The sequence below is a fragment of the Pseudoalteromonas luteoviolacea DSM 6061 genome (assembly GCF_001625655.1).
GTDB classification, from domain to species: domain Bacteria; phylum Pseudomonadota; class Gammaproteobacteria; order Enterobacterales; family Alteromonadaceae; genus Pseudoalteromonas; species Pseudoalteromonas luteoviolacea.
In genome coordinates, this window is sequence record NZ_AUYB01000112.1 from 1 (window position 1) to 26,481 (window position 26,481).

Here is a 26,481-nt window from a genome sequence, read left to right on the forward strand (position 1 = left end):
TTCAAACTTTTCTTTTGCCATTTTAAAATTTCCTATAAAGAAATTAAAGTCCAGTCCTAAGACCGGACCGAACTAAAATTACTTAACAGCGCGAGCTGCAATTATTGCGTCAGCAACGTTTTTCGCCGCTTCTGCGTACTTGGAGAATTCCATTGAGTACGAAGCACGGCCTTGCGTTGCAGAACGTAAATCGGTTGCATAACCGAACATTTCAGACAGTGGCACTTGTGCATTAACAAGCTTAAGACCACCAAAAGCGTCTTCCATGCCTTCGATCATGCCTCGACGACGGTTTAAGTCGCCTACTACGTCACCCATGTTTTCTTCAGGGGTAGTGACTTCAACTTTCATAACAGGTTCTAAAAGCACTGGTTGCGCTTCTAAAGCACCATTTCTGAAGCCCATTGAACCGGCGATCTTAAAGGCCATTTCGTTTGAGTCAACATCGTGGAAAGAACCGTCAAATAACGTCGCTTTCACACCTAACAGAGGATAGCCCGCAAGCACACCTTGTTTCATTTGCTCTTGAATACCTTTATCAACCGCTGGAATGTATTCTTTAGGAACCGTACCACCTACGATTTCATTAACGAATTCGTAAGTTGGTGCGTCTTCATCAGAAAAGTCCATTGGTTCCAATTTCAGCCATACGTGACCATATTGACCACGACCACCAGATTGACGTACGAACTTACCTTCAGCTTCTACAGAACCACGGATGGTTTCTCTGTATGCTACTTGCGGCTTACCAACGTTACATACAACGTTGAATTCACGTTTCATACGGTCAACAATGATATCCAGGTGAAGTTCACCCATACCTGAGATGATCGTTTGGCCTGACTCTTCGTCAGTTTCAACACGGAAAGATGGATCTTCTGCAGCCAGTTTACCTAGCGCAATGCCCATTTTTTCCTGATCAGCGACTGTTTTCGGTTCTACCGCTACTGAGATCACAGGCTCTGGGAATTCCATACGCTCTAACGTGATCACTGAATCTTGAGAACAAAGCGTGTCACCAGTGGTAACATCTTTAAGTCCAATCGCAGCAGCAATATCACCAGCGCGAACTTCTTTAATTTCTTCGCGCGAATTTGAGTGCATCTGAACAATACGACCAAAACGCTCTTTTTTACCCTTTACAGGGTTATAAACAGAGTCACCTTGACCAACTGTACCAGAATAAACTCGGAAGAAAGTCAATGTACCAACAAACGGGTCTGTCGCAATCTTAAACGCCAACGCCGAAAACGGCGCGTCGTCACTAGCTGGACGAGTAGCTTCAGAATCATCCTCAAGGATACCCTGAATCTCTTTAACCTCTGTTGGTGAAGGCATGAATTCAATAACAGCATCAAGCACCGCTTGAACACCTTTGTTTTTGAATGCACTACCACAAGACATTGGCACAATTTCGTTGCTCAATGTCAGTTGACGAATAGCAGATTTAATCTCCTCTTCGCTCAACTCACCTTCTTCTAAATATTTGTCCATTAGCTCTTCAGTTGCTTCCGCTGCACTTTCAACTAAGTGAGAGTGCCACTCTTCAGCTAAATCCTGAAGGTCTGCCGGGATCTCTTCGTATGTGAAAGTCATACCCTGGTCATCTTCGTTCCAGTTTATAGCTTTCATTTTGATGAGATCGATAACACCTTTAAATTCATCTTCAGCACCAATAGGTAGCTGAATAGGCACAGGTGTCGCACCAAGGCGTTCTTTCACCTGATCCACAACTGCCAAGAAGTCCGCACCAGTACGGTCCATCTTGTTAACGAAGATCATACGAGGAACTTCGTATTTATTGGCTTGACGCCAAACAGTTTCTGTTTGTGGTTGTACGCCTGATGAAGCACAAAGAACAACGACTGCACCATCAAGTACACGCAAAGAGCGTTCTACTTCGATAGTAAAGTCTACGTGTCCTGGAGTATCAATGATATTGATACGATGCTCAGGGAACTGAGCATCCATACCTTTCCAGAAACACGTTGTCGCAGCAGAAGTGATGGTAATACCACGCTCCTGCTCCTGCTCCATCCAGTCCATAGTTGCAGCACCATCATGTACCTCACCAATTTTGTGAGATAAGCCCGTGTAGTAAAGTACACGTTCTGTCGTGGTGGTTTTACCTGCATCTACGTGAGCACAGATACCGATGTTACGGTAGCGCTCAATTGGAGTAGTACGTGCCATAATATCCTCTTAAAGGTCTTGGGCAGATTACCAACGGTAGTGAGCGAATGCTTTGTTCGCTTCAGCCATACGGTGAACGTCTTCACGTTTCTTAACCGCAGTGCCTTTGTTATCCGCAGCGTCAAGGATCTCTTGTGCAAGACGAAGACCCATTGATTTCTCGCCGCGCTTACGTGCAGAGTCTACTAACCAACGCATACCTAATGCGTTGCGACGAACTGGACGTACTTCAACTGGTACTTGGTATGTAGAACCACCAACACGGCGAGACTTAACCTCAACCGCAGGGCGTACATTTTCAAGTGCAGCTTCAAAGATTTCTAGGTGCGACTTGCCTGATTTTTCAGCAGCCACGTCTAGCGCACCGTATACGATTTTTTCAGCAGTAGATTTCTTGCCGTCTAACATTACTACGTTAACGAATTTAGCAAGAAGTTCTGATCCGAACTTCGGATCTGGAAGAATTTTACGTTGACCTATTACGCGTCTTCTAGGCATTTTATCTCTCCGATATCTTCAGGTTCGTTTCTTCAACGAATCCCCAAAACAAATTATTCAATATTAAAACTTAAGTGCTTGGCCTTACTAACGGAGAACCATTAGCCCTTAGGACGTTTTGCACCGTACTTAGAACGACCTTGTTTACGATCGTTAACACCCGCACAGTCAAGCGCACCACGTACAGTGTGGAAACGCACACCTGGTAAGTCTTTAACACGACCACCACGGATAAGGATTACACTGTGCTCTTGAAGGTTGTGGCCTTCACCGCCAATGTAAGAAGTTACTTCGAAACCGTTCGTAAGACGAACACGCGCTACTTTACGTAATGCAGAGTTTGGTTTCTTTGGTGTAGTTGTATATACACGAGTACATACACCACGCTTTTGTGGACAAGCTTTAAGAGCAGCAGAGTTGCTCTTTGTAACCTTGCTGCGACGTGGCTTACGTACTAGCTGGTTAATAGTTGCCATTAAATAGCTCCTGATTAGTTAAAATTACTACTGAAAAAATAAAATCGACCCAATTATTCGTGCCATTTTGATAGAACGAGTAAATGGGTGGCCGAATTTTAATGAGCAAAGATTAACCTGTCAATAAAAATCCATTTCACGGCGGTATTTTTCGCTAATTTTGTTGTTTTAAGTGCATAAAGTGCTGAGGTAGGTACAAATGCAAAGAGCAATCACAAAATGAATCTGGACTAAGTTAAACAAGGTTAAGAAGTCATAGTCAATACACCGCGCAACCTATCTTATTAGGGCTGCCATTATACAGACTAATAGCAATACTTTGTTACTTCCTTCCTTAACCACCAATTGCATTAATTGAGTAAAGCAAAGATCAAAAAAGCCGTCCTAGGGACGGCTTTTTGTAATTATACTGAAATCAGTACTAAGCGTGGCTTATTTATTACCACCAAGCAAATCAGCATTCAATGCATCTGTCAGCGCTTGAGACGCTTCTTCTGCACTTACTGTCTGCTCTTCAACCGGTAGTTCGCTTTCTTTGCGACGGTTGATACGATCTTGGTGATACGCGAAACCAGTACCCGCTGGGATTAAGCGACCAACGATTACGTTTTCTTTCAGACCACGTAGCTCATCGCTCTTACCATTTACAGCAGCTTCTGTTAAGACACGTGTTGTCTCCTGGAACGATGCTGCAGAGATAAACGATTCAGTCGCTAGTGACGCTTTAGTAATACCCATTAACTGAATTTCAAACTTCGCTGGGATCTTACCTTGCTTCTCAAGTTCACGGTTAGCAATGTTAACGCGTGCAACTTCAGCTTGCTCGCCTGCTAGGAACTCAGTGTCACCGCCGTCAAGGATGATACACTTACGCAGCATTTGACGTACAATCGTTTCAATGTGCTTATCGTTAATCTTTACACCCTGTAGACGGTATACTTCCTGAACTTCGTTCGTGATGTAGTTAGATACATCAGTCACGCCACGTAGACGTAGGATGTCATGTGGAGACTCAGGACCATCAGCAATAACTTCACCTTTAGCAACCTGCTCACCTTCGAACACGTTAAGCTGACGCCACTTAGGAATCATCTCTTCGTAAGCATCACCTTGATCAGGCGTGATTACTAGACGCTTCTTCCCTTTCGTCTCTTTACCGAAGCTCACAGTACCTGTGATCTCTGCAAGGATTGCAGGATCTTTCGGCTTACGCGCTTCGAATAAGTCAGCAACTCGAGGTAGACCACCGGTGATATCACGAGTCTTCGAACCTTCTTGCGGGATACGTGCTAATACGTCACCCGGCTGAACCGTTGCGCCATCTGTGATTTCAATCGTGGTGAAAGAAGGTAGACGAATTTCTTGTAGGCCACGCTCTTCGTTTTCAATGATTAGCTTAGGCTCTTTTGCATTCACCTTTGCTAAGTCTTTAACAACAACACGCGTTAGACCAGTAAGCTCATCTGTCTGTGCTTCTGTGTTTGAGTCATCGATATCGCTGAACGATACTTTTGACTGGTGCTCGATAACGATTGGGTGGCTATGCGGGTCCCACGTAGCAACAATGTCGTTACCTTTAACTTCAGCGCCATCTTGTACAGAAAGAACCGCACCGTAAGGTACTTTATAACGCTCTTTCTCACGACCTTGCTCATCAATAACCGTGATTTCAGTCGAACGTGAAGTTACAACGATCTTGCCATCAGTATTCAATACATATTTTGCATTGTGTAACTTCATGCTACCGTTGTTTTTAACTTGTACGCTGTTCTCAGCAGATGCTCTTGATGCCGCACCACCGATGTGGAACGTACGCATCGTAAGCTGTGTACCTGGCTCACCGATTGACTGAGCAGCGATTACACCGACTGCCTCACCTGGGTTGATGATATGGCCACGTGCAAGGTCACGACCGTAACAGAATGCACAAACACCAAAGTCATTCTCACAAGTGATTACAGAACGTACTTTAACTTCATCTACTGAGTGCTCTTCTAAAAGGTCACACAGTTTTTCGTCAAGCATTACGTTACGCTCAACAAGTACGATGTCAGTACCTGGCTTACATACGTCTTCTGCAACAACACGACCTAGAACACGCTCGCGAAGTGGTTCTACAACGTCACCACCTTCGATAAGCGGCTTCATTACTAGACCTTCTAACGTGCCACAATCTGATTCGTTGATAACCAAATCTTGTGCAACGTCTACTAGACGACGAGTTAGGTAACCCGAGTTCGCTGTCTTAAGTGCGGTATCGGCAAGACCTTTACGTGCACCGTGCGTCGAGATGAAGTACTGAAGTACGTTTAGACCTTCACGGAAGTTAGCTGTGATTGGCGTCTCGATGATTGAACCATCTGGACGTGCCATTAGACCACGCATACCCGCTAGCTGACGAATCTGAGCTGCACTACCACGTGCGCCCGAGTCGGCCATCATGAATACTGAGTTGAAAGAGTCTTGTTGCTCTTCTTCACCCTGTGCATTCACTACAGTGTCTTTTGATAAGTTCGCCATCATTTCACGTGAAAGGTTTTCGTTAACACGTGACCAGATATCGATAACTTTGTTGTACTTCTCACCCGCAGTTACAAGACCAGACTGGAACTGTTGGTTGATTTCAGCAACCTCAGCTTCAGCGCGCTCGATGATTTCAGTCTTCGTAGGTGGAATAACCATATCGTTAATACCGATAGATACACCTGACTTCATCGCGTAGTGGAAACCTGTATACATCACTTGGTCAGCAAACACGACAGTGTCTTTTAGACCTAGGCGACGGTAACACTCATTAAGAAGACCAGAGATTTGCTTCTTACCAAGTGCTCTGTTGATAAGCTCAAACGGTAGACCTTTTGGCATGATCAATGAAAGGATCGCACGACCTACTGTTGTATCAACAATATGAGTTTTCTCCGAACGCTCGCCTGTCTCTTCATCAACAATCGTTTCTGTTAAACGAACTTTTACGCGTGCATGAAGCTCTGCAGTACCTGTACGGTATGCTTTTTCCGCTTCTTTCGGGTCTTTAAACGCAATACCTTCACCTTTTGCATTGATGCGGTCACGCGTCATGTAGTAAAGACCTAATACAACGTCCTGTGAAGGAACGATGATCGGCTCACCACTTGCAGGTGAAAGGATGTTGTTTGTAGACATCATTAGTGCACGTGCTTCTAGCTGTGCTTCTAATGTCAACGGTACGTGTACCGCCATTTGGTCACCATCGAAGTCAGCGTTATATGCCGCACACACCAATGGGTGTAGGTGGATTGCTTTACCTTCGATTAGAACCGGTTCGAATGCTTGGATACCAAGTCTGTGAAGTGTTGGTGCACGGTTCAATAGAACTGGGTGTTCACGGATCACTTCATCAAGTACGTCCCAAACCTCTGGTACTTCACGCTCTACCATCTTTTTCGCAGCTTTGATGGTCGTCGCCATACCACGGCGCTCTAGCTTACCGTAGATGAATGGCTTGAATAGCTCTAGTGCCATCTTCTTCGGAAGACCACACTGGTGAAGTTTAAGTGTTGGACCAACTGTGATTACAGAACGGCCTGAGTAGTCAACACGCTTACCTAGAAGGTTTTGACGGAAACGACCTTGCTTACCTTTGATCATGTCAGCAAGCGACTTAAGTGGACGCTTGTTAGAACCTGTAATCGCACGACCACGACGACCGTTATCTAGTAATGCATCTACCGCTTCTTGTAACATACGCTTTTCGTTGCGTACGATGATGTCTGGTGCAGCTAGGTCTAATAGACGCTTCAGACGGTTGTTACGGTTGATAACACGACGATATAAGTCGTTCAGATCTGAAGTCGCAAAACGACCGCCATCTAGTGGTACTAGAGGACGTAGATCTGGTGGAAGTACCGGTAGCACGCTCATGATCATCCACTCAGGATTGTTACCTGATTGGTGGAATGATTCCATAAGCTTAAGACGCTTAGTAATTTTCTTACGCTTAGTCTCAGAGTTAATTGTCGGTAACTCTTCACGCATTTCTGCAATTAACTGACCAAGGTCTAGTTCGCGAAGTAGATCAAGTACAGCTTCTGCACCCATCTTAGCTTCGAACTCATCACCGTGCTCTTCAAGTGCATCAAGGTACTCTTCTTCACCTAATAGCTGACCACGCTCTAGCGTTGTCATACCAGGCTCTGTTACTACGAAAGATTCGAAGTACAGTACGCGCTCGATGTCACGAAGTGTCATATCCAGCATCAAGCCGATACGAGATGGTAGTGATTTAAGGAACCAAATGTGTGCAACTGGGCTTGCTAGCTCAATGTGACCCATACGGTCACGACGCACTTTAGTTAGTGTAACTTCAACGCCACACTTCTCACAAATAACACCACGGTGCTTTAATCGCTTGTATTTACCACACAAACATTCGTAATCTTTTACTGGGCCGAAAATACGGGCACAGAATAAGCCGTCACGCTCAGGCTTGAAAGTACGGTAGTTGATTGTCTCAGGTTTCTTTACTTCACCATATGACCATGAGCGAACCATGTCTGGTGAAGAAAGACCAATGCGAATTGCATCGAATTCTTCGGTCTTATTTTGTTGCTTCAGAAACTTAAGTAAGTCTTTCACCTTAGCTCTCCTGTCGGAGTTAATCTTGAGGGCAAGCCTTGCTTACCCCTTCATTCTTTACAGTTACAGTCCGGGTTGGCAGCTCCACAGAGCTGCCGGTCGGATTAACTTTCTTCCAACTCGATGTTAATACCTAGCGAGCGGATTTCTTTCAACAATACGTTGAATGACTCTGGCATACCCGGTTCCATCTTATGGTTACCGTCTACGATGTTCTTATACATCTTGGTACGACCGTTTACGTCATCCGACTTAACTGTCAACATTTCTTGTAGTGTATAGGCAGCACCGTATGCTTCTAATGCCCATACCTCCATCTCACCGAAACGCTGTCCACCGAACTGTGCTTTACCACCCAGCGGCTGCTGAGTAACAAGGCTGTAAGAACCAGTTGAACGCGCGTGCATCTTGTCGTCTACTAAGTGGTTTAGTTTCAGCATGTACATGTAACCAACAGTTACTTTACGCTCAAACGCATCACCAGTACGACCATCATAAAGGGTTACCTGACCACTTGACGGATAACCACCAAGCTCTAGTAGCTCTTTGATTTCGCTTTCTTTAGCACCATCGAATGCAGGCGTCGCGATTGGTAGACCACCTTTAAGGTTGTTTGCCAAACGACGAACTTCGTCATCAGAGAAGCTTGCGATATCAACTTCTTGACGACAGTCACCAAGCTCATATGCTTTCTTGATGAAATCACGTAACTCATGAAGTTCCGCTTGTTCTTTCATCATATCTTCGATGCGCTCACCGATACCACGTGCAGCCAGACCCATGTGTGTTTCTAAGATCTGACCGATGTTCATACGTGATGGTACACCTAGTGGGTTAAGAACGATATCTACCGTACGACCTCTTTCGTCGTAAGGCATATCTTCAACTGGCACGATTGTCGAGATAACACCTTTGTTACCGTGACGACCAGCCATCTTATCACCTGGTTGAATACGGCGTTTAACAGCTAGGTAAACTTTAACAATCTTAAGAACACCTGGTGCTAAATCGTCACCTTGCGTGATCTTACGACGTTTGTTTTCGAACTTTTTATCGTACTCAGCTTTAAGCTCGTCATACTGTGCAGCTAGCTGCTCAAGTTCTGCTTGTTGCGCTTCATCAGCTAAGCTCTGAGTCAACAGCTTTTCAGCGTTTAGAAGTGCAATTGCATCTTCATTTTGACCAGATTCAACAAGTAGTTTACGCGCACGAGTTAAAATGCCACCTTCAAGGATCTTGAACTCTTCGTTGAAGTCTTTTTTCGCTTCACGAAGCTGCATTTCTTCAACTTCTAATGCACGCTTGTCTTTTTCAACACCATCACGTGTAAATACTTGAACATCAATAACTGTACCAGATACAGAGTTAGGTACGCGTAAAGAGCTGTCTTTAACGTCAGATGCTTTCTCACCGAAGATAGCGCGTAGTAGCTTTTCTTCAGGAGTAAGTTGCGTTTCACCTTTAGGCGTAACTTTACCTACTAGGATGTCACCGCCTTTAACTTCAGCACCGATGTAAACAACACCTGATTCATCTAGTTTACCAAGTGCAGACTCACCTACATTAGGGATATCAGCAGTGATCTCTTCTGGACCAAGCTTAGTATCACGAGCAATACACTGAAGCTCTTGGATGTGGATCGTAGTTAGACGATCTTCTTGTACAACTCGCTCAGAAAGTAGGATTGAATCCTCGAAGTTGTAACCATTCCAAGGCATGAACGCAACACGTAAGTTCTGACCAAGTGCCAAGTCACCAAGGTCTGTTGAAGGACCATCAGCAAGTACGTCACCGCGTACTACAGGCTCACCAACCATACAAGTTGGCTTTTGGTTAATACAAGTGTTTTGGTTCGAACGCGTGTACTTAGTTAAGTTGTAGATGTCGATACCCGCTTCACCTGGAACGCGCTCATCTTCATTAACGTTAACAACGATACGGCTCGCATCAGCGTACTTAACAACACCGCCACGCTTAGCAACGATTGTTACACCTGAATCTTTCGCAAGTGTACGCTCGATACCTGTACCTACTAACGGCTTATCAGCACGTAGTGTTGGTACTGCTTGACGTTGCATGTTCGATCCCATTAATGCACGGTTCGCATCATCGTGCTCTAGGAATGGGATAAGTGCCGCTGCAACAGAGATAACCTGCTGAGGCGATACATCCATATATTGGATGCTGTCGCTTGGCATAAAGGTTGATTCACCTTTATAACGACATGGAATTAGCTCTTCTGCAAATTGATTTTCTTCAGTTAAGTTCGTATTCGCCTGTGCGATTACAAACTGACCTTCTTCAATTGCAGATAGGTAATCAACTTCGTCTGTAACGATGCCGTCAACAACTTTACGATATGGTGTTTCTAAGAAACCATAGTCGTTTGTGCGTGCATACGTAGACAATGAGTTGATTAGACCGATGTTTGGACCTTCAGGCGTTTCGATAGGACAAACACGACCGTAGTGAGTTACGTGTACGTCACGTACTTCGAAGCCTGCACGTTCACGTGTCAAACCACCCGGACCTAATGCAGAAATACGACGCTTGTGCGTTACTTCTGAAAGCGGGTTGTTTTGGTCCATGAACTGTGACAACTGAGAAGAACCAAAGAATTCTTTAACAGCTGCTGAAATCGGCTTAGCATTGATCAAGTCCTGTGGCATTACATTGTCTAGGTCACCTAGGCTCAAACGCTCACGAACTGCACGCTCAACACGCACTAGACCAACACGGAATTGGTTTTCAGCCATTTCGCCAACAGAACGAATACGGCGGTTACCTAAGTGGTCAATATCGTCCACTTCACCTTTACCGTTACGAATGTCGATTAGTACTTTCATAACAGAAACGATGTCTTCTTTGCTCAGCGTGCCTGGGCCTGTATCTGAGTCATAACCAACACGGCTATTGAACTTCATACGACCAACAGTTGACAGGTCATAACGCTCATCAGAGAAGAATAGGTTGTCGAATAAAGCTTCTGCAGCTTCTTTCGTTGGTGGCTCACCAGGGCGCATCATACGGTAGATTTCTACCAATGCTTCTAGGCGATTTGAAGATGAATCAATACGAACAGTCTCAGACATGTACGCACCGCTATCTACATCATTGATATATAGGGTATCAATTTTAGTATGACCAGCCTTAACAAGCTCAGCCATCAACTCAAGCGACAATTCAGCGTTCGCTTCAGCGATGATCTCACCTGTTGACTCATCAATGTAGTTTTTAGCGATAACACGACCAATAATGTACTCATGCGGTACTTCAAGTTGTGTGAGACCTTTCTTCTCGATGTTTTTAATGTGGCGAGCTGTGATACGACGGCCCTGTTCAACTAGTACTTCACCCTCTGCATCTTTTAAATCAAATACAGCTGTCTCACCACGCAGGCGAGAAGGTACTAGTTCCATCATCACTTTACCGTTTGATACTTCAAACGATGTTGTCTCGAAGAACAACTCAAGAATCTCTTCCGTTGTATATTCAAGCGCACGTAAAATGATTGAAGCTGGTAGCTTACGACGACGGTCAATACGAACGAATAGGTTATCTTTAACATCGAATTCAAAGTCTAACCATGAACCACGGTAAGGGATAACTCGTGCGTTATAAAGCACTTTACCCGAAGAGTGAGATTTACCGCGGTCGTTATCAAAGAATACACCAGGTGAACGGTGTAGCTGAGAAACGATAACACGCTCGGTACCGTTAATAACGAAAGTACCTGTGTCTGTCATGAGCGGGATCTCGCCCATGTAAACTTCTTGCTCTTTAATGTCTTTTACTGTGCCTGGCGCTTCTTTGTCCATTAGCACAAGACGTAATTTAACGCGAAGTGGAGCAGAATAAGTCACACCGCGAATTTGACATTCTTTTACATCGAATACTGGTTCTCCGATACGGTAACTCACGTATTGAAGTTCAGAATTGCCCGAGTAGCTTTTGATTGGGAATACAGAACGGAATGCAGCTTCCAATCCAGTATCGCCATCCGCGTCCGGAGTAATGAATTTTTTGAACGATTCCAACTGCGTTTGCAAAAGGAAAGGTATATCCAAAACTTGTGGACGTTTACCAAAATCCTTACGGATACGTTTCTTTTCAGAATAAGAGTAAGCCATGGGGTTCCTCAGCTTGCTGATCTTTGACCCAACCTGTTCATGCAGAACAGCATTCATTGGCATCTAAGCCATGATAACAACATCTAAATTGTCTTCCTAAATTCGATTGTTCCCAAAAGAATTAAGCGATTGAAAAACATAAAGAATTTAGGTTTTTATTGCGCAATAGTAATACTTTCGCTCTAGAGCGCAAAAGGGCCGGTGATTAAAAAATCACCAGCCCTTGCCTGATTTCTCAGGCAGCGAACCTAGCGTATGCTAGATTACTTGATCTCAACTTCAGCACCAGCTTCTTCAAGATCTTTCTTAAGTGCTTCAGCTTCTTCTTTAGAAACAGCTTCTTTGATTGGCGCAGGAGCAGACTCAACAAGAGCTTTTGCTTCTTTAAGGCCAAGACCAGTTGCACCACGTACAGCTTTGATAGCAGCAACTTTGTTACCGCCAGCGCCAGCTAGGATTACGTCGAACTCAGTCTTCTCTTCAGCAGCTTCAGCAGGACCAGCAGCAACAACAGCAGCAGCTGCAGTTACGCCGAATTTTTCTTCCATTGCTTCAACTAGTTCAACAACTTCCATTACTGACATTTCAGCAATCGCGTCAAGGATTTGGTCTTTAGTTACAGACATTTTAAGTTTCCTAATTAATCACGAACCCATGAGGTTCAAAAAAATTTATTGATGAAAGTGTAAAAGGTGCGATTAAGCAGCTTCTTCAGCTTTCTGAACACGTACAGCTTCAATTGTTTTAACCAATTTACCAGCTGACGCTTCTTTCATAGCGCTCATTAAGCGTGCAACAGCTTCGTCGTATGTAGGTAGCTTAGCAAGCATATCTACGTCAACAACATTGCCTTCAAATGCAGCCGCTTTCAGTTCGAACAACTCGTTTTTCTTTGCGAAATCAGCAAAGATACGAGCAGCAGCACCTGGGTGCTCTGAAGAGAAAGCGATTAGGCTTGGGCCTACTAGCGATTCGTTAAGGCACTCATAATCAGTACCTTCAACAGCGCGTTTAGCAAGCGTGTTACGGACAACTTTCATCCATACGCCAGCTTCACGAGCTTCTTTACGAAGCGCAGTGATCGCATCTACTGTTACACCACGAGAATCTGCAACTACTGCAGATAGAGCACCTTTGGCAGCTTCGTTGACTTCAGCAACAATTGCTTTTTTGTCTTGAAGATTTAAAGCCATGGGTGTTACTCCTGGTTGATAGGGAACATGTCCCTAGTTCTACTTTACTCAAAGCCAAATGACCTTGAGCTGCTTTTTACGGCGAGAACCAGAAGATTAGGAAAATCTAGCTGGGATTCACACCGTCTACGTAGGAAGATTAAGTAACAAAGTTACACCTACGGTCTTGGACGGAAACGCAATTTATCGATTTTATTGTAGACCAAATTTGATAAACAACAGTTCGAAATTATGCGCTTCAACCCGAATTCTTTGCTTCGTTGGAAGTGACTTCTCAACGAAATGGCGCAAAATTATAGTCTAATTTTTACGCCATGTAAACGCTAATATCTAAATTACGCTACTTGCGTGTTTAGAGTAGCTTGGTCTACAGCAACACCCGCGCCCATAGTCGTTGAGATGCTTACTTTCTTCAAGTAAGTACCTTTCGCTTGAGAAGGCTTAGCCTTCTTAAGAGCAACGATAAGTGCTTCAAGGTTTTCTTGAAGCTGGTTAGCGTCAAAGTCAACCTTACCGATTGTAGTGTGGATGATACCGTTCTTGTCGTTACGGTAACGAACCTGACCAGCTTTAGCGTTTTTAACTGCTTCTGCAACGTTAGGTGTTACAGTACCAGTTTTAGGGTTAGGCATAAGACCACGTGGACCTAGGATTTGACCTAGCTGACCAACAACGCGCATTGCATCTGGAGAAGCAACAACAACGTCAAAGTTCATTTCGCCTTTCTTAACTTGCTCAGCAAGCTCTTCCATACCTACTAAGTCAGCACCCGCTTCTTTAGCAGCATCAGCGTTAGCACCTTGAGTGAACACTGCAACGCGAACTTCACGACCAGTACCGTGAGGTAGTACAGTTGCACCACGTACGTTTTGGTCTGATTTACGAGCATCGATGCCAAGGTTTACAGCAACGTCTACACTTTCAACAAACTTAGCAGTAGCTAGTTCTTTAAGAAGAGCAACAGCTTCGTTGATTTCGTACTCTTTAGTTACTTCCACTTTTTCGCGGATAGTACGCATACGTTTAGTTAATTTAGCCATTCTCAATTACCCCTCTACGTTCAAGCCCATTGCACGTGCAGAACCTGCGATCGTGCGTACAGCTGCGTCCATATCAGCAGCAGTAAGATCTGGACGTTTAGTCTCAACAATCTCTTCTAGTTGAGCACGTGTTACAGTACCAACTTTTTCAGTGTTAGGACGGCCAGAACCAGACTTGATACCAGCAGCTTTCTTAAGAAGGTAAGAAGCTGGCGGAGTTTTCATGTCGAAAGTGAATGAACGGTCGTTGTAAACAGAAATGATTACAGGAACCGGTGCACCTTTTTCGATAGACTCTGTACGTGCGTTGAACGCTTTACAGAATTCCATGATGTTTACACCGTGTTGACCTAGTGCAGGACCTACTGGAGGACTAGGGTTAGCCATACCAGCAGCAACTTGTAGCTTGATTAGAGCTTCAACTTTTTTAGCCATGTTAAATAACCTCGTTAGATGGGTCTTAGCCTTGTGCGCGCGAGGACGCGTACTCAAACGGCTTCCCGATTAAAAAATTCTTTCTTTTCGCGGCAGTATTTCACTACCAACAAAAAGGCCGCTGATTATAGTTTAATCAGCGGCCTTTTTCAATTCTTTTTTGCAATAGTACAAAAATACTGCAAATTAAGTATCTTGCTCGACTTGTCCGAACTCAAGATCAACTGGCGTTGAACGACCGAAGATAAGTACAGATACTTTCAAGCGGCTCTTTTCGTAATCCACTTCTTCAACAACACCATTAAAGTCTGCAAACGGCCCATCGATAACACGAACCACTTCACCAGGCTCGAATAGCGTTGCAGGCTTAGGTGCTTCAGCATTCTCTTGAAGACGGTTAAGGATACGATCAGCTTCACGCTGGCTAATTGGTGCAGGACGATCAGATGTACCGCCAACAAAGCCCATCACACGTGGCGTGCTATTCACCAAGTGCCAAGTTGCATCGTTCATCACCATCTGAACAAGCACATAACCTGGGAAGAATTTACGCTCAGACTTGCGCTTCTGACCAGCGCGCATCTCTACAACTTCTTCTGTAGGTACTAGTACTTCACCGAAGTCTTCTTCTAAGCCTTCAATTTTAATATGCTCGATAATAGTTTGAGCAACGCGCTTTTCAAAACCAGAAAACGCTTGAATTACGTACCAACGTAATTTCTTTTCTTTGTTCTCATCCGACATGGGATCAGATCTCCAATCCAGTTAAAAAGCCAACAGCACGGAATAGCAAGCCATCTAATCCCCAAAGGATCAATGCCATCACTACTGTTGCTGCCATCACGATAATTGTAGTATGCGTTGCTTCTTGACGCGTAGGCCAGACAACTTTACGAACCTCGATACGAGATTCTTTTGCAAAAGCAATAAAAGTACGTCCTTTTTCCGTTGTTGCGGCAATGCCTAAAGCAGCACCAACTGCAACCACAACGCCTACAGCGCGTACCAGGGCAGACATATCTGCATACATGTAGTTACCAACTACTGCGCCAGTGAGTAGTACAACTGCAACTAGCCATTTTACCGTGTCCATCGAGCTAGACGGGTTTTCAACATTAGTGCTCATAATTGTTTTACCTTAAATACAGACACAACAACCCTGTCGCTGACAGGGTTAATCCATTAAATCCAAATTTATAAATAAGCGATAAGAAAACACACATTATTTTAGATTTGGACTAAAAAGTATTGAGTGGCAGGGGCGGCAGGACTCGAACCCGCAACCATCGGTTTTGGAGACCGCTGTTCTACCAATTGGAACTACGCCCCTGCAAAGTGGATGCCCATTATACTGACGAACAAACTGAAAACAAGTGTAAAAGTTATACATCGCACTATTTTCCCAGCTTTTATTGTCTACACAGAAATAGACGCACCCAATCCCACCAATTAATTTGAAAATTATGAACTAAAAATTTTCGCAATAACAAGTGTTTAATATTGCATCAACGAATAAAAAAGATACACTTTGCTTCAACAACAAACGACTACTACTTGCGTATAAATATACGAATAAATAAGTAGCTATTTAGGTCAATCAAGCAAAATGTCGTCATTACTATCCTACTGCTTCGTCTCTATATTGGTCTAAGATGCGGAACTTCAAGGCGGTAAGGAAAAAATACTGTTTGTAAACGAGGCAACCAAGCTGTGGGACAAATAATAACAATCAAAGGAGTTGGAATAATGTGTAGAAATGTACTGGCATTGAGTGCCATATTGCTTTTAGGCTGCGGGAGTAAAGATTCTGACAAAGTGGAAGCGCTATCGACAACCTCCTTATCAGAGCAAAATTTCCTGCTTACGCAATTTTTAAGCAATCAGCACACACCGCACATAACAACCGCACTGGATGGCACGGTGACACTTTCTGATGAAGAGGGGAAGTTGGTCAAGTTAACGGGCGATGATAACTTAAAACTCGTTGCGGCTAGTGGTGAGGCCTATCCTTTTTCAAACAAGCCCACTACAAACTTAGGTGCTACCCCTCTACATTGCTGTGCAATCTCTACTGAATTACCTGCCGATTTACCATCTGCACAGAGTTTTGAAATCAAACTATCTAGAAATGATTCCGCAATTTCATTTGGCACATTGACGCTGCCAAAATTTGTCGAGTTTATTTATCCCAGTACCGAGCAAGACATTAAAGCGATATCATTAAACACCAACCAGTTAACTCTTATCTGGCAGCCTGAAACTGATGAGGATTTGCAGTCTATCAGGCTCACTCTCATGGCGTCAGAGCAAAATACACCTTGCCCTGCAAACAAATATCAGCGCTGGGTTAAGCCTTCACAAGGTAATGAACAACAAGCGGAGGATAAGCTTTATTCAGAACTTGATTATCAGCTCAATATTAATTTGGTCCCCCTTTTTGAATGTGAGAAGCCTTGGCGGGTGCAGGTCGCTTTTGACTACCATAATGGCCATTCGGCTCAACAACTTTTTGACTTCAGTAAACCTAACTAAGTATGTTTGGAGAGGGAGTCGCGCTCGCTATTCCCTCCCTCGGTACGCTCATGATGTTGCTAAGATTGCCTTTACATCGGCAAGGAGACTTGATGCGCCAAAGCGAAAGTTATCTGCATTTATCCAATCAGGTCCCATTATCTGAGCTGCGGATTCCAAATAGGGTAACGCTTCGGACACAGTTTTCACGCCACCGGCAGCTTTAAAACCGACTGGCTTTTGGTTGATTTTAATCCGTGACAACATTACTTCAGTCGCAGCAAGTGTGGCATTAACAGGCACTTTTCCTGTGCTGGTTTTAATAAAGTCAGCCCCCGCCAAAATCGCAATATCACTCGCTTGTGCGATCAAATCTGGGGTTGATAGAACACCACTTTCAATGATGACCTTTAACTTTGCATTTTCTCCACATACGTCTTTACTTGAACGCACATATTGCCAAGGTGTATCTGGGTCACCCGCCATGACTTGACTGTAAGGCATCACTAAATCTATTTCATCAGCTCCATCCGTAATTGCCTGGCGAGTCTGTTCAAGCACTTTTTCTAAAGGCTCTTTGCCTGATGGAAAGTTGGTTACGGTTGCCACTTTAACACTATTAAACCCTCGCTTTTTAAGCTGGGCTTTACATAGCGCCACAAACTGCGGGTATACACAAACCGCAGCCGGTAAACCAATTGCTGCATCTATATCATCTAACATCGCCACAATACATTCTGCGGTATCGTGTTCATTCAATGATGTTAAATCCATTAATTCGAGCACACGCTTTGCTTGATTGTGCAATTTTACTCGAGTTGAACTCATTACATCTCCTTAACGCCCTCAGCTCACTCTGAATCATGTGCAGGTGGCGCTCTCTATTTTCCTGTTTTGTATCTTTGCCAGTAAAATAGATCCAACGCCCACCCTACAGGACAATTGTCCGCTAAATACACTGTTTGGTTTCTAGAATGTGTTGGTCCTCTTCAAACCACATTCAATTATATCTCATAACCAATTGCTATAAGTTGCTAATATGGATACATATTGCGCTCTATCCCTTGAATTATAAGCCTTAAACCAAAATCAAAGTTGGTATATAACTTTTTGTTATATATTTTGGGTTAATATTATTTTTTTGTCTGTATGGCGCGATATATTCTGCCATGCAACTAAGTCATATGAGTTGGCTTAAATCAAGGTTAGGCATTAGGGGCAAATGTTGTGCAATACTTACCGATATTTACAAAGCTAGACGACAAACCAGTTCTTGTTGTAGGTGGTGGCGATGTGGCGTTACGTAAGTGTCACGCGTTTTTAAAAGCGCGTGCAAACGTGACAGTCGTGGCACCAGAATTCTGCGATGAGTTGGTGTCATTAGCAAGTGAAGGTAAACTCAGCCTCATCAAAGAATACTTTGATACCCACCATGTACTGGGCATGATGCTTATCATCGCAGCTACTGATAATGAAGCTGTAAATAAAGCAGTGTTTGACGCTGCAAATAATCAAAATATTTTTGTCAACGTTGTAGACGACCAACCTAAGTGTGGGTTTATTTTTCCGTCTATTGTCGATAGAAACCCTATTACAATTGCGATCTCGAGCGCTGGTACCGCGCCTGTTTTGGCACGCCGTATCCGCGAGAAACTAGAAGCCTTGATCCCCCACCATACAGGTGCATTAGCACGATTGGCAGGTGACTTTAGAGATCAGGTTAAAGCGCGCTTCAAAAGCTTTTCTGAACGTCGTCAATTTTGGGAACGCGTTTTCGATTCAAGTGTTGTCAGTAAAGTACAAGTTGGCGATCAAATTGGCGCTGAGCAGCAAATGCACGACCTGCTTTCAAAAACGCTACAGCCAGAAGGTGAAGTTTACATCGTTGGCGCAGGCCCTGGCGATCCAGAGCTACTCACTATCAAAGCACTACAGCTTATGCAACAAGCTGATGTAGTGGTGTATGACTACCTTGTTTCTGATGAAATCATGGAGTTGGTCAGACGTGATGCCGATTTGGTTTGCGTTGGCAAAAAAGCGGGTCACCATAGTGTTAAACAGGAAGATACCAATCAAATGTTGGTCGATTTTGCCAAACAAGGTAAAAAAGTTTGCCGTATAAAAGGCGGAGACCCGTTTATTTATGGTCGCGGTGGTGAGGAAGTACAAATATTGGCGAATCACGATGTGAAGTACCAAATCGTACCAGGTATCACGGCGGCAGCTGGCTGTAGTGCCTATGCAGGCATTCCGCTGACACATCGAGATCATGCACAAGCGATTCAATTTGTAACTGGCCACTGTAAGAAAGAAGGTCAAGAACTTGATTGGCGCGGCTTAGCGCAATCAAACCAAACACTTGCAATTTATATGGGTGTTATCAAGTCTCCCCATATTCAGGCAAAGTTGCTTGAACACGGCAGAGCTCCGGAGACGCCCATTGCAATCGTAGAAAATGGCACTCGTAAATCACAACGAGTGGTTAGAGGCACGCTCAGTGAACTCGCAGCAAAGATTGAACAACACCAAATCAAATCTCCAGCACTATTGATCATTGGAGAAGTTGCGGCACTGCATGAACAACTAGCATGGTTTGGTCAAACCGAGCAAGTAAGTAGTTTTGCTCAGCCAATAACCAAAGTAGCTTAACCGTATTAATTTAATTAACAGTAGGACGACGAACAATGGCTTTAACCCACCTTCAGCAACTTGAAGCTGAAAGTATAAAGATTATTCGCGAAGTCGCTGCAGAGTTTGACAACCCAGTGATGCTTTACTCGATTGGTAAAGACTCTTCAGTGTTACTGCATTTGGCACGTAAGGCATTTTACCCTGCGAAAATCCCTTTCCCTCTACTACACGTAGACACGGACTGGAAATTCCGTGAAATGATCGAATTCCGCGACCGCCTAGCCAAAGAATATAACTTTGATCTGATTGTACATAAAAACCCTGAAGGCATAGCCATGGGCGTTGGTCCATTCTCTCATGGTTCTGCAAAACATACAGATATCATGAAAACACAAGGTTTGAAGCAAGCATTAGACAAATATGGTTTTGATGCTGCATTTGGTGGTGCGCGACGTGACGAAGAAAAGTCACGAGCAAAAGAGCGTGTGTATTCTTTCCGTGATAAGCACCATCGCTGGGATCCTAAAAATCAGCGTCCGGAGCTTTGGAATACTTATAACAGCCAAGTAAACCCTGGCGAAAGTATTCGTGTATTCCCGCTTTCAAACTGGACAGAATTAGATATCTGGCAATACATCTACCAAGAAAACATTGAGATTGTGCCTCTTTACCTTTCTGAAAAACGTCCTGTGGTTGAGCGTGATGGTACTTTGATCATGGTTGACGATGAACGCATGCCGCTTAAAGAAGGTGAAGTGCCAGAAATGAAGTCAGTGCGTTTTCGCACACTGGGCTGCTACCCGCTTACGGGTGCCGTTGAATCAGAAGCCAATACGCTGACAGGCATCATTGAAGAAATGTTGCTATCCACATCATCAGAGCGCGAAGGTCGTGTAATTGACCACGATTCAGCCGGCTCAATGGAAAAGAAAAAACGCGAGGGGTATTTCTAAATGTCTACAGCAAATGAAGTAAGAGAATTAGGTATCGATGCCTACCTTTCTCGTCAGCAAGATAAAAGCCTCTTGCGCATGATGACATGTGGTAGTGTTGATGACGGTAAATCAACTTTAATTGGTCGCCTACTGCACGACAGCCACCAAATCTATGAAGATCAATTGGCTGCGCTGCACAAAGACAATGAAAAAGTCGGTAATGCAGGTGAAGAACTAGATCTGGCGTTACTTGTTGACGGTCTGCAAGCTGAGCGCGAGCAAGGCATCACAATCGACGTTGCATATCGTTACTTCTCAACAGCTAAACGTAAGTTCATCATCGCGGATACACCTGGGCATGAACAATATACGCGTAACATGGTTACGGGTGCGTCAACCAGCGACCTTGCAATTATCCTTGTAGATGCGCGTTACGGTGTACAAATTCAAACAAAGCGTCATAGCTTTATTTGTGATTCATTGGGCATCAACCAATTTGTTGTAGCTATCAACAAAATGGACATCGTTAATTTCGACGAAGCGGTATTCGAAAAAATAAAAGCTGATTACTTAAAGTTTGCCGAGCAGCTGAATGTTTCTGATATTAAGTTTGTTCCGATGTCAGCCCTCAAAGGTGACAATGTTGTAACTCGCTCTGAGCATACGCCTTATTACACAGATAAACCGCTGCTTGAATTACTGGAAGACTCTCCAGCTGCTGAAGCCAACCACAGCTTCGAAGCCCGTTTCCCAGTTCAATATGTGGTGCGCCCAAACCTAGATTTTCGAGGCTTCCAAGGCACCCTAACCTCTGGCACTTTAAGTCAGGGACAAGCGGTTAAAGTTTTACCATCAGGTAAGTCTTCAACTATCAAAGAGCTTGTTACCTTTGATGGTCACCTTGAGCAAGCTCAAACAGGTCAAGCATTCACGATTGCTTTGACGGACGAAATTGATGTAAGCCGTGGTGATGTAATTGTGCCTGCTGATTCAACCGCAGCGGTAACTAACTTAATCCAAGCCAAATTAGTTTGGATGCATGAAGAGCCTTTGGTATTAGGTAAAAACTACAACTTTAAACTAGGCAGTAAAAACACATCAGCAATCGTGCGTAAAATCGACCACACAATTGATGTAAATACCCTAGAAAAAGGCCAAGCGGATCAGCTGCAACTCAACGAAATTGCCATCGTCACGCTTGAGCTGACTGAAAGCATCGTGGCCGATATCTATCGCAATAACCACGAAACAGGTTCATTCATTCTGATTGATCGTATCAGTAACCTGACCATTGGTGCAGGTATGATTGAAGCTCTATTGGCTGAAGAAGAAACTAAGCCGAGTGAGTTCAGCGCTTTTGAACTTGAATTCAACGCATTGGTTCGCAAGCACTTCCCGCACTGGCAGGCGCTTGATATCAGTAAGTTGAAGTAAATGCATCTGTGCCTGTTATTGGGAGAAAAACGTGCTAGTTGATCAAATCATCTTAACAGGCATTATGCTCGCTTTAGTCGTGTGCTTATTCGGCACACGCCTCAACCCAGCTTGGTTATTTGTCAGTGCGATTGGCATCAGCTATCTAACTGGCTTAATTGAGCTGGAATCTATGTTGGTTAACTACGCCAACCCTTCTTTAATTACCTTAGTATTGCTGATCTTAGTATCTATCGCGATAGAAAAGACCACTTTGGTGCAAAAGCTTGCAAGTACGTTAGCAAGCGGTAGCTTGTCAAAATCAGTCATGAAACTGGGGCTTTCAACAGCTTTTTTATCATCGTTTACAAACAACACAGCAGTGGTCGCATCTTTAATTAGTACTATTAAAGAAAGTCAAACGCACTCGCCCTCTAAGCTCTTGTTACCTCTGTCTTATACAGCCATATTAGGAGGCACATTAACACTCATTGGTACCTCGACCAATTTAATCGTTAATGGCTTTGCCGTTGATGCAGGTATGGCGCCTTTGGGCTTTTTCGACTTCACCTTAGTCGGTATTGGTGCACTTTTGGTTGGCCTTTTAACTATTCTTCTCCTACTCAAGTTTTTGCCTGATCACGGAACAGAGAGTGAAGAAGTGGTGCCTTTTTACCTAGAGGGTAAAGTTGCATTTGGCTCCAAACTGATTGGCCGCACCGTTGAAGAAAATGGTCTCAGGGATTTAAAAGACCTCTTCCTCGCCGAGATAATTCGTGGCGAGCGCCGTATTTGCGCAGTTACGCCGCAACAAGAAATACGTCAAGGTGACGTACTATTGTTTGTTGGTGACATCAAATCAGTACCGCTATTAAGACAGTTTGATGGTCTACAAGTTGTTCATGATAAACATGAAAAAGATGCTGAGCACTTAGTTGAAGTGGTAGTTAGCCAGTCATCTAAATACATTGGTAAAACCATCAAAGAAATTCGCTTTAGAGAACAGTTTCACGCTGCTGTAATTGCTATTCGCCGTGGCCATGACCGCCTGCAAGGCGGCTTGGGTAAAGTTAAGCTGCAAGCGGGTGACTCTCTCATTCTTGCACCGAGTAGTGACTTTTACGAACTACCAGATTTGAAACGCGAATTCGTCTATATTTCCGGTTTGGACTTACAAACTCACTTAACGCAAAAGCAATCAAATCATGTGTTACTGGGCTTTGCTGCAGTCATTGGCTTGGGTATTTTTGATATCGTACCTTTAGTAAAAGGTCTCATGGTGTTGCTTTTAGCGTTAGTCGCTTTGGGTACCATCAAGGTAAATGAGATGAAGCGCCGCTTTCCAATTGAGTTACTTGCAATTGTTGGCAGCGCCATTGGTCTGGCGAAATTGATGATAGATACCGGACTTGCTAGTAAGTTATCAGACGCTTTGTTTCTTTTGCTTGGTGACTTTGGTCCCTATGGTGCCTTTATTGCCATATTCGTGATGACCGTCGTATTCACCGAACTCATCACTAACAATGCCGCTGCCGCTTTATCATTTCCCGTGGCCTATGCACTGGCTGTTGGCTTTGGCGTTGACCCTCTACCATTTATTATGGCGGTCGCATTCGGTGCGTCGGCCAGCTTTATTTCACCCTTTGGTTATCAGACAAACCTGATGGTTTATAGTGCAGGAAACTACCGTATTCGCGATTATGTGACGGTAGGAGTGCCTTTGTCTATCATCTATTCCATCACCGTTTTAACCTTGATCCCATTGGTCTTTCCCTTTTAATGGACAGCTTCATGGATAAAAACATTGTTTGGCATAATTACGCCGTAGAAAAAACACACCGTGGTGAACTCAAAGGCCACAAGCCTGTTATTTTATGGTTTACAGGTTTTTCTGGTTCTGGCAAAAGTACCGTCGCTAATGCACTAGAAAGTGCGTTACATCAAAATGGTGTGCATACATATTTACTTGATGGTGATAATGTAAGGCATGGCCTTTGTAAAGACCTTGGCTTCAGTGATGCCGACCGCATAGAGAATATTCGTCGCGTAGGTCAGCTCAGCAAGCTAATGGTAGATGCAGGTTTGGTTGTTCTTACAGCGTTTATCTCTCCATTCCAAGCAGAACGGGATATGGTCCGTGAACTTGTCGAAGACGGTGAGTTTATTGAGGTGTTTTTAGATACACCTCTAGAAATCTGTGAGCAACGAGACCCAAAAGGTCTATACAAAAAAGCACGTGCAGGTGAAATTAAAAACTTCACGGGCATCGACTCTGACTATCAGCCACCTGTTGCGCCTGAAGTAAAATTAAATACGGGTGAAAACTCGCTTGAAGAGTCAGTGCAACAACTCATAGATTATTTAAAAGATAAAAACATCATTAAGTAACAAGGAATACTCATGAATGACACAGACCTGCTAGAAGAACTTGTTGAGCTTGCCCGTCTTGCAGGCGAAGAAATCATGCAAATTTACGCAAAAGATTTCGCGGTCGATTATAAAAATGACAATAGTCCCGTCACAGACGCAGATCTTGCTGCAAACTGTGTGATCACCGCAGGTCTGAAGCGCCTTACCCCAGAGATCCCGATCCTCAGTGAAGAAAGTGCAGATATTAGTTGGCAAGAAAGACAAAGCTGGCAACGTTATTGGCTGGTCGATCCAATTGATGGTACCAAAGAGTTCATCAAGAAAAATGGTGAGTTCACGGTTAATATCGCCTTAATTGAACACGGTAATCCAACTATGGGGGTTGTTTACGCACCAGCACTTAAGACCTGTTATCTGGCAGCTAAGAGTATTGGCGCTTTCAGAGAATGTGATGAAGCGCGTATCGAGCTTAAAGTAACGCGCAAAAGTAAACAAGGTAAAGTGAAAGTCGTTGGCTCGCGCTCTCACCCTTCTCCGGAGTTGGAAGATTATTTGGCGCAATTTGATGACGTGGAAATGGTTCCGAAAGGGAGCTCGCTTAAGCTCTGTTTGGTGGCCGAAGGTGAAGCGGATATTTACCCTAGACTGGGACCTACTAGCGAGTGGGACACTGGTGCTGGCCACGCTGTGGCGGAGATAGCCGGTGCAACCGTGACGCACATAGATGGCTCACCACTCAAGTACAATCAAAAAGAGTCATTCTTAAACCCTTACTTTGTAGTTTCAAGGCTAGAGAGTTAATTCTGTACTGCATCGCGTCTGCTTATGACTCGATGCAGCTCCCTATCCGCACCTTTTACAACCATAGTGCTAGGATTTTTATTCACTTGCTTATACTATAGCGCTTCAAACTGACATGCTTTAACACGCTAGCCTTTCGATGCTTTGGCATGTTCACATCGTACTGATTAAATTGGAAAATGATATGGACTTTAAACAGCTCTTTATAGCTGCTCTGGCGCTTTTGCCTGCACAGCAAGCCGTTGCGAAAAAAGCTTCCTCAGATGAAATTGAAGCGCTCAATCAATGTATTCTCAGTCAAGCAATGTCAGGCGATGAGAACAGAACAATGAAAGAAGTCCGCCAGTATTGTGAACAGCAGATTGGTGGCCTGAGCCAGCTTGATAAACGTATTGCGAGGGAGCGTGTGACAGAAGAAAACCGTAACGTACTTACACCACATCACCGCAATTACATTTTGCCAGTCTCTTACATTAAAAATCCTAACAACCGCCCATTTAATAGATTTATGGAAAAGGGGGATCAAGAAGGGGAGCCACTTGATAATGTAGAGGCAAAATATCAAATATCATTAAAGTTGCCTCTTTATCATGATTTTGAAGATAAAGATCAGGCCATTTATATGGGTGTGACGTTGCAGTCTTACTGGCAGGTTTACAACAAAGATATTTCTTCTCCATTTCGTGAGACGAATTACGAGCCGGAAATATTTTGGATTAACTTTCTAGATGACGAAAACGTGCTTTGGGGCGATGAAATGGCATTTGTACTTGGGATCTCCCATCAGTCCAATGGCCGAAGTCAGCCAAACTCTCGCTCTTGGAATCGCATTTATGCAAACTTCATTTGGGAGTATGACGGCTTTGTATTTAGCTTTAAACCATGGTATCGACTGCCTGAAGATGACAAACCCGAGCCAAACTCGGCCAAAGGTGACGACAACCCAGATATCCACAAGTACATGGGATATTTCGAGCTAAGTGGCGCTTACCGTTTTAACAATGACCACGAAGTAGGAATGATGCTGAGAAACAACGTCGGTGGAGATAATCGTGGTGCAGTACAATTAGATTGGTCTTTCCCTATTACCGGCCGAGTAAGGGGCTACGCACAATACTTCAATGGTTACGGCGAAAGCTTAATTGACTACGATGCACATATTCAACGTTTAGGCATTGGTATTGCCATTACCGATTTACTCTAAAAGTGCAAAGCGACCAAACCTTCGGCTTGGTCGCTCA

At 44.0% G+C, this 26,481-nt stretch carries 20 protein-coding genes and 1 tRNA gene; 8 read left to right on the forward strand and 13 right to left on the reverse strand.

Going from position 1 to position 26,481, the window contains the following annotated elements; all coding sequences use genetic code 11:
• Positions 1-78: 78 nt before the first annotated feature.
• From fusA to N475_RS15640, 12 genes are all read right to left on the reverse strand, one after another.
• Complete coding sequence (gene fusA, locus N475_RS15585) at positions 79-2,193, reverse strand: elongation factor G (protein ID WP_063358450.1); 2,115 nt, start codon at positions 2,191-2,193, stop codon at positions 79-81.
• Between the two features lie 27 nt (positions 2,194-2,220).
• On the reverse strand, positions 2,221-2,691 hold the full coding sequence (rpsG, locus tag N475_RS15590; RefSeq protein WP_039611450.1) for a 30S ribosomal protein S7: 471 nt from the start codon (positions 2,689-2,691) through the stop codon (positions 2,221-2,223).
• 101 nt (positions 2,692-2,792) lie between these two features.
• A complete protein-coding gene (gene rpsL, locus N475_RS15595) occupies positions 2,793-3,167 on the reverse strand; it encodes a 30S ribosomal protein S12 (RefSeq protein WP_010387308.1) in 375 nt (124 codons plus the stop codon).
• 432 nt (positions 3,168-3,599) lie between these two features.
• A complete protein-coding gene (gene rpoC, locus N475_RS15600; protein ID WP_063358451.1) occupies positions 3,600-7,781 on the reverse strand; it encodes a DNA-directed RNA polymerase subunit beta' in 4,182 nt (1,393 codons plus the stop codon).
• Positions 7,782-7,885: 104 nt separating this feature from the next.
• Positions 7,886-11,911 carry a DNA-directed RNA polymerase subunit beta gene (gene rpoB, locus N475_RS15605; RefSeq protein WP_063358552.1) on the reverse strand — a complete coding sequence of 1,342 codons (4,026 nt, stop codon included), beginning with the start codon at positions 11,909-11,911 and terminating at the stop codon, positions 7,886-7,888.
• Between the two features lie 263 nt (positions 11,912-12,174).
• Positions 12,175-12,537 (reverse strand): 50S ribosomal protein L7/L12, encoded by a 363-nt coding sequence (rplL, locus tag N475_RS15610; RefSeq protein WP_023400585.1) that lies wholly within the window; start codon positions 12,535-12,537, stop codon positions 12,175-12,177.
• 72 nt (positions 12,538-12,609) lie between these two features.
• Positions 12,610-13,104, reverse strand: a complete 495-nt coding sequence (gene rplJ, locus N475_RS15615; protein WP_023400586.1) for a 50S ribosomal protein L10 — start codon at positions 13,102-13,104, stop codon at positions 12,610-12,612.
• Between the two features lie 335 nt (positions 13,105-13,439).
• Positions 13,440-14,144, reverse strand: a complete 705-nt coding sequence (rplA, locus tag N475_RS15620; protein WP_063358452.1) for a 50S ribosomal protein L1 — start codon at positions 14,142-14,144, stop codon at positions 13,440-13,442.
• Between the two features lie 6 nt (positions 14,145-14,150).
• The gene (gene rplK / locus N475_RS15625) at positions 14,151-14,579 is read right to left on the reverse strand and encodes a 50S ribosomal protein L11 (protein ID WP_010387320.1); all 429 of its coding nucleotides are present in this window, start codon (positions 14,577-14,579) and stop codon (positions 14,151-14,153) included.
• A 186-nt stretch (positions 14,580-14,765) separates the two neighbouring features.
• A complete protein-coding gene (gene nusG, locus N475_RS15630) occupies positions 14,766-15,323 on the reverse strand; it encodes a transcription termination/antitermination protein NusG (RefSeq protein ID WP_023400588.1) in 558 nt (185 codons plus the stop codon).
• Positions 15,324-15,327: 4 nt separating this feature from the next.
• On the reverse strand, positions 15,328-15,705 hold the full coding sequence (secE, locus tag N475_RS15635) for a preprotein translocase subunit SecE (protein WP_023400589.1): 378 nt from the start codon (positions 15,703-15,705) through the stop codon (positions 15,328-15,330).
• Positions 15,706-15,832: 127 nt separating this feature from the next.
• Positions 15,833-15,909, reverse strand: a tRNA-Trp gene (locus N475_RS15640).
• Between the two features lie 416 nt (positions 15,910-16,325).
• On the opposite strand from N475_RS15640, the gene N475_RS15645 reads away from it, so the two are divergent.
• Positions 16,326-17,111, forward strand: coding sequence for a hypothetical protein (locus N475_RS15645; protein WP_063358453.1), 786 nt, complete (start codon positions 16,326-16,328; stop codon positions 17,109-17,111).
• Between the two features lie 48 nt (positions 17,112-17,159).
• Here N475_RS15645 and deoC read toward each other — a convergent pair whose 3' ends face one another.
• Complete coding sequence (gene deoC, locus N475_RS15650; RefSeq protein ID WP_063358454.1) at positions 17,160-17,918, reverse strand: deoxyribose-phosphate aldolase; 759 nt, start codon at positions 17,916-17,918, stop codon at positions 17,160-17,162.
• A 399-nt stretch (positions 17,919-18,317) separates the two neighbouring features.
• On the opposite strand from deoC, the gene cysG reads away from it, so the two are divergent.
• From cysG to N475_RS15685, 7 genes are all read left to right on the forward strand, one after another.
• Positions 18,318-19,739, forward strand: a complete 1,422-nt coding sequence (gene cysG, locus N475_RS15655; RefSeq protein WP_063358455.1) for a siroheme synthase CysG — start codon at positions 18,318-18,320, stop codon at positions 19,737-19,739.
• A 35-nt stretch (positions 19,740-19,774) separates the two neighbouring features.
• A complete protein-coding gene (gene cysD, locus N475_RS15660; protein ID WP_063358456.1) occupies positions 19,775-20,674 on the forward strand; it encodes a sulfate adenylyltransferase subunit CysD in 900 nt (299 codons plus the stop codon).
• Positions 20,675-22,090, forward strand: a complete 1,416-nt coding sequence (cysN, locus tag N475_RS15665) for a sulfate adenylyltransferase subunit CysN (RefSeq protein WP_063358457.1) — start codon at positions 20,675-20,677, stop codon at positions 22,088-22,090. It begins immediately after the preceding gene.
• A 64-nt stretch (positions 22,091-22,154) separates the two neighbouring features.
• On the forward strand, positions 22,155-23,849 hold the full coding sequence (locus tag N475_RS15670) for an SLC13 family permease (RefSeq protein WP_063358553.1): 1,695 nt from the start codon (positions 22,155-22,157) through the stop codon (positions 23,847-23,849).
• Positions 23,850-23,860: 11 nt separating this feature from the next.
• Positions 23,861-24,457, forward strand: coding sequence for an adenylyl-sulfate kinase (gene cysC / locus N475_RS15675; protein WP_063358458.1), 597 nt, complete (start codon positions 23,861-23,863; stop codon positions 24,455-24,457).
• Between the two features lie 12 nt (positions 24,458-24,469).
• A complete protein-coding gene (gene cysQ, locus N475_RS15680; RefSeq protein WP_063358459.1) occupies positions 24,470-25,240 on the forward strand; it encodes a 3'(2'),5'-bisphosphate nucleotidase CysQ in 771 nt (256 codons plus the stop codon).
• Positions 25,241-25,424: 184 nt separating this feature from the next.
• Positions 25,425-26,444, forward strand: a complete 1,020-nt coding sequence (locus tag N475_RS15685; protein WP_063358460.1) for a phospholipase A — start codon at positions 25,425-25,427, stop codon at positions 26,442-26,444.
• Positions 26,445-26,481 lie beyond the last annotated feature (37 nt).

What these genes read in the sequence shown, in the direction of transcription:
- fusA (WP_063358450.1), bottom strand. Translation starts at nt 2,193, where the DNA reads ATGGCACGTACTACTCCAATTGAGCGCTACCGTAACATCGGTATCTGT.
- rpsG (WP_039611450.1), bottom strand. Translation starts at nt 2,691, where the DNA reads ATGCCTAGAAGACGCGTAATAGGTCAACGTAAAATTCTTCCAGATCCG.
- rpsL (WP_010387308.1), bottom strand. Translation starts at nt 3,167, where the DNA reads ATGGCAACTATTAACCAGCTAGTACGTAAGCCACGTCGCAGCAAGGTT.
- rpoB (WP_063358552.1), bottom strand. Translation starts at nt 11,911, where the DNA reads ATGGCTTACTCTTATTCTGAAAAGAAACGTATCCGTAAGGATTTTGGT.
- rplL (WP_023400585.1), bottom strand. Translation starts at nt 12,537, where the DNA reads ATGTCTGTAACTAAAGACCAAATCCTTGACGCGATTGCTGAAATGTCA.
- rplJ (WP_023400586.1), bottom strand. Translation starts at nt 13,104, where the DNA reads ATGGCTTTAAATCTTCAAGACAAAAAAGCAATTGTTGCTGAAGTCAAC.
- rplA (WP_063358452.1), bottom strand. Translation starts at nt 14,144, where the DNA reads ATGGCTAAATTAACTAAACGTATGCGTACTATCCGCGAAAAAGTGGAA.
- rplK (WP_010387320.1), bottom strand. Translation starts at nt 14,579, where the DNA reads ATGGCTAAAAAAGTTGAAGCTCTAATCAAGCTACAAGTTGCTGCTGGT.
- nusG (WP_023400588.1), bottom strand. Translation starts at nt 15,323, where the DNA reads ATGTCGGATGAGAACAAAGAAAAGAAATTACGTTGGTACGTAATTCAA.
- secE (WP_023400589.1), bottom strand. Translation starts at nt 15,705, where the DNA reads ATGAGCACTAATGTTGAAAACCCGTCTAGCTCGATGGACACGGTAAAA.
- N475_RS15645 (WP_063358453.1), top strand. Translation starts at nt 16,326, where the DNA reads ATGTGTAGAAATGTACTGGCATTGAGTGCCATATTGCTTTTAGGCTGC.
- deoC (WP_063358454.1), bottom strand. Translation starts at nt 17,918, where the DNA reads ATGAGTTCAACTCGAGTAAAATTGCACAATCAAGCAAAGCGTGTGCTC.
- cysD (WP_063358456.1), top strand. Translation starts at nt 19,775, where the DNA reads ATGGCTTTAACCCACCTTCAGCAACTTGAAGCTGAAAGTATAAAGATT.
- cysN (WP_063358457.1), top strand. Translation starts at nt 20,675, where the DNA reads ATGTCTACAGCAAATGAAGTAAGAGAATTAGGTATCGATGCCTACCTT.
- N475_RS15670 (WP_063358553.1), top strand. Translation starts at nt 22,155, where the DNA reads ATGCTCGCTTTAGTCGTGTGCTTATTCGGCACACGCCTCAACCCAGCT.
- cysC (WP_063358458.1), top strand. Translation starts at nt 23,861, where the DNA reads ATGGATAAAAACATTGTTTGGCATAATTACGCCGTAGAAAAAACACAC.
- cysQ (WP_063358459.1), top strand. Translation starts at nt 24,470, where the DNA reads ATGAATGACACAGACCTGCTAGAAGAACTTGTTGAGCTTGCCCGTCTT.
- N475_RS15685 (WP_063358460.1), top strand. Translation starts at nt 25,425, where the DNA reads ATGGACTTTAAACAGCTCTTTATAGCTGCTCTGGCGCTTTTGCCTGCA.